This window comes from Corynebacterium phocae (genome assembly GCF_008693075.1).
GTDB classification, from domain to species: Bacteria; Actinomycetota; Actinomycetes; order Mycobacteriales; family Mycobacteriaceae; genus Corynebacterium; species Corynebacterium phocae.
The window spans coordinates 1-4,587 of record NZ_VXKJ01000008.1; the positions used below are offsets into that span (position 1 = coordinate 1).

The window sequence follows — 4,587 nt, forward strand, 5'->3', positions numbered from 1 at the left end:
TACCCGCTTAGTCAGGAAAAACGAAACCCCCGACCATCAAACCACCAGGTCAAACTGTCAATATGAAACTAATCACACCAAAATGAGCCAACTCAGGTTTTAGTCTAGCTTTGGTGGGGCAATTGCGTTGTATGCGCTGTTGCCGGGACCTATCATTTTGCTGAAATTGGTAGTTGATTTGGGCGTTCGACCGGGATGGTCACGGGTTGCGTATCAACATCAGTTCTATCGCGCGATCCAGATACTCCATGCTAGCGGACGAAACCTCGGGGTGGGCCATAGCCATCAACCAGATGACTATCGTCAACCCGAAAACTATTCAATAAGTGCTTATGGAAACCATCCCACTCACAAAGATTGCCACCTCGGAGAGTGCGGGGTAACCTCGGCAAAGCCCACACCCCTCGTAACCGTAAAAGGTCTCATCAACCTGCACGAAGTGCTGGAGGTAGTTAACTTGCGGGAAGCTAGAAAAGAATCCCCGGAGAGTCTATAGTTTAACTGACGTGAACACCGTGAATAATAATTATGGATTGGCACTAGCGAAAGGAGGGGTTATGGCAACTGCCATTGACGTTGCACAATACATCTACGACAAAAAGGGATGGATTGACGCATGGAGATTAGCTAAGCTCACTTACTATTCGCAGGCATGGAGCCTTGGTTGGTTCGGAAAACCAATGGTGGCGGACGAGTTCCAGGCATGGAGAGATGGGCCAGTCGAGCCGAATCTGCATGCCGCAAACCGCCACTGCCGTTCAAACCCAACATCAAAATTTTTGGCATCAGCTAAGGTTTCGAATCTTTCTGATGAGGGCAAAGCCATCATAGATGCCGTCCTCGACTTTTACGGTGAACTCAGCAAGACTGAAATTATCGAATTGACTCACTCTGAGGATCCGTGGATTGAAGCGCGCCAAGGGCTTCCTGCAGAAGCGTCGAGCCGAAATCCGCTTTCTCAGTCGACCATGCGGCGATTTTATGCGGAGCAAGAATTGAAGGGCGTCAGAGGTCCCACACGGCCTCGGCTAATGAAGGCGAAGTCCGCAGATGAAACCCGACAGCGAATGCTAGATGCCACCGATAGGTGGGCAGACGCGCTTGAACTCCTTGCAAATCGATGAACGAGTACTGCCTTGATGTGGAGGAGGTTATCGAGCTGAATCGCCGTCTAGTAAAGAACCAGTACAACGTCTTGGACAGAACAAAGCTAGAAGGTGCGCTCGCAACTCCATTGCAGACTTTCGACGGCAAGTACCTCATCGATTCACCACTGGGGCAAACTGCCGTACTAATCGACCATCTAGCGAATGCACACGCCTTCCTGGATGGCAACAAGCGGCCATAAACATATCGCGCAAAAACAGAGTTCAACGCTGGTGGCGGTGTTGGTGAGCGCCACCACGGGAAAGTTAAATTTTTGGGCTAAGGAAAGACTTTCCCTAACTTGATGCGCTGCACACGTTAGTAGGAGTGGCAGCCGAACCATGGGCGCCAGAGGATATTCCCTCAATGTGAGTATTCCTTTAGCTTAGCCATTAAAAAAAGGGGATATTAGAAGGTTGCAGTTAAGTGGATTGCGGTAGCCTCGCCGTCTCTCTCAGCCTTAGAAAAATTTGGCCAACCTTAGAGTTTTACATACTGTGATTAATTTCACAAAGGATAATCGGGATATTCCCGGCTATATTCCTCCGCTTTCTTCATGCTCCGACCAGTAACTTTGGCTCGGCTATGTTTACACCTATCACCTTTTAATGTTAAACAGGTTCACTTTCTGCTTTTTCGAGAGGCAAGTATTGCATTTAAATTGGCAAACAACGTTAACATGTGAGTTGGGACATAAACCTGCCCGCCATTAAGCATAGAAATTGGTAAGAAGCCCGGCTTTAGTTCGCGCAGATTCATGTTCCTCGGAGTTTCACAAAAATTTCAGCCATATCGTCTTGAAAGGTCAAGTACATGCGAAAGTTTGATATTAAAAGAGGGTCGCTAGGCAAACGGCGCCGTGATGCTTTTACCGCAGCGGCGTTATCCGTGGCATTGATTGCACCCTTCGTTCAACCCGTAGTGTCTCAGCAGTCTGCTAGTCAGGCCTCTGCAGCCACTCCGGGCACTGAAGACACCGGAACGGTCGTAGCTCCCGTATATCCGGACCTCGATAAGGTAATTCCCGCTGACTCTATTGCCAATGGCTATAGCAAAGGCCCGGGAGGTATCCCAGGAAAGTCCTACACGCTCCACGGGCACGTCACTTTAGGTGACACAGTTCTAGCCGGAGATACCAACGCTATGTACAACAAAACTGGCATCAACGGTGTCAATGTCTACATGCAGTTCAAGGACACCGATGGGATTGTTTCCCCAATCTTCCAGGCCGAGACCCACAATTTCGGCTCCGATGGAACCTACATCTTTGACTTACGCGCTAAGGACGAAAACGGAAATCCGCTCCAGCACAATAATCAGCCGTACACCTTCATTGATTCCAACGGAAAAGCGCATTTATGGAAAGCGTTGGCCGGTCAGAAATACCGGCTCTGGGTTGATGAGCCGCTTATCAATGAGAAGACTGGCAACGAGTTGCTGTACAACCGCCAGACTCCAGGTGCCATTCCTGGTAGCTGGATTGCCGCTGTGAACTCATCTAACGGAACGGTACAAAATGCTGGCTACAACGTCCACAACACGGCTATCTTTGTAAACGAAGTACCGCCGCTGGTCCAGGACGACTCCTATATGGTCAAACGGGACGCTGATGGCAACCTTGACATCATCGAAGATACCGCAGGTTACACCAGAAATCCGTATTCCGTGAGGGACGCCGTGATGGGGCATGTGTGGCTCGACGCGCTGTCTAGTGAGGGACTTGCGAGTAAAACCTACCGCAATTCTCAAGATGCCTACCTAGAGGGTTACAACGTCTACGCGTCCTCACTGACGCCCGAAGCAGCTACGCGCTTGGCTCCGGTTAAAAACCTCGAATTCAATAAGCAGGCTGCTGAAACCAAGCGCATACTGGAAGAGATGCGCGCTGAGGGCAAGGAACCGATTGCCGCAACTGTAACAGCGAAAACTGTCGCGCAGGACGGCGGCTACACGCTACGTTTCCCCGAAGGCACCTTCGACCGCGACAACATGTATATGTGGATCGAAGGACCTGATGGGGAGCGCGTTAAGAACGTTTCCTACTTCCCGGAACCAGCGTTCGAGGAGTGGAATGACAATGCAGACCAAGGTCCTGTAGACGGTGACTTAATCCGGCATAGGCTCATTCCAAACACGATTGTCAACGCGCACTTTGCTGTTGTTCCGTACCGTCAGATTAGTTTGGACATCACTAACTATGACTCCGATACTACCCCGGCAAGTCCTGGCGATACTGCAGAGCTGGAACTAGTTGGAACTTTGCCGCCGATTGGTGAAAACACCATCGTTTGGCGCGGCCCGGACGGCAACCAAATTGGTGATCCAATTCCGGTGGAATCCGTTGCGGACGCTGCAAACGCTTCGTTCACGGTGCCTGCTGATGCAGCTCCGGGATCTACCTATACTGCGGTGTTGCTGAGCGGAACTGGCGTTGAGCTTGCTCAGGATTCCTTCACGGTGCGCGGTGCCAACCCGACCGTGGAGTATGCTGATTCGACTTTCACTAAAGGCGAGGGCGGCACTGTTGATGCTCCGACCTTCAAGGATGCGACCACTGGTGAGACCATCACCATGCCTGAAGGTACCACTTTCTTTAATGACCCGAATCGCCCAGCTTGGGCCGACGTCAATGAGGATGGCACGATTACTATTGGTAAGGATGCCCCTGCGGGTACCCACGATGTACCGGTAATTGTCCAGCATGCCGATGGCAAGTTGGAGACAGTGATGGCGAAGGTAACTATCGAGGATGCCACAGTCGAGAACGCCACCACGTTCGAGCCGGCGTACGGGGAGACCTTGGTTGTTCCTGGTACTGATGCGGTGTCTTCGCCGACGTTTACTAATGCTGATGGTGATTCTGTTGATATTGCGGATGTTCCTTTCAAGGACGCCAAGATTGATCCGGATTTCACGGTTCCTGATGGCTACACCGTTGATGTTAATGCGGACTCTGGTGTTGTGACTGTCACTTCTGAGGATGGTCAGACGGTTGAGGAGCTTAATGTTCCGGTTATTATCACCTATAAAGACGGTTCCCCCGATAAGGTGACTGCACCGTTCTTGTTGGATACTGATGGTGATGGTGATCCGGATACCACCGACCCTGATGATGATGGCGACGGCGTTTCTGATGCTGATGAGGATGCGGCTGGTACGGATCCGAAGGATGATAATTCTGTTCCTTCGACCATCGGTGATATTAGTAATCTGACTGGCACTGTTGGTGAGCCAATCGGTGCTATTGAAGTTCCAGTCGAGAACGTGCCTACTGATGGCTCAGTCGAGGTCAGGGGTCTGCCTGATGGCTTAACCTACAGTCCTGAGTCTGGTCAGATTTCTGGTACCCCGACTACTGCTGGCACTTCCACTGTGACTGTGACTGTTCTTGATAAGGATGGCAATCCAGTCAAGGATGCTGATGGCAATGATGTGACTAAG

At 50.9% G+C, this 4,587-nt stretch carries 3 protein-coding genes; all 3 read left to right on the plus strand.

The genetic code is table 11. The features are described from left to right. The first annotated feature begins 557 nt into the window (after positions 1-557). Positions 558-1,124 (plus strand): Panacea domain-containing protein, encoded by a 567-nt coding sequence (locus F4V58_RS00865; RefSeq protein ID WP_075732548.1) that lies wholly within the window; start codon positions 558-560, stop codon positions 1,122-1,124. Beyond that, complete coding sequence (locus tag F4V58_RS00870) at positions 1,121-1,348, plus strand: Fic family protein (RefSeq protein WP_075732550.1); 228 nt, start codon at positions 1,121-1,123, stop codon at positions 1,346-1,348. Before F4V58_RS00865 ends, F4V58_RS00870 begins: the two co-directional genes overlap by 4 nt. 611 nt (positions 1,349-1,959) lie before the next feature. After that, a partial coding sequence (locus tag F4V58_RS00875; protein ID WP_211362704.1) for a YPDG domain-containing protein occupies positions 1,960-4,587 on the plus strand: 2,628 nt, incomplete at its 3' end.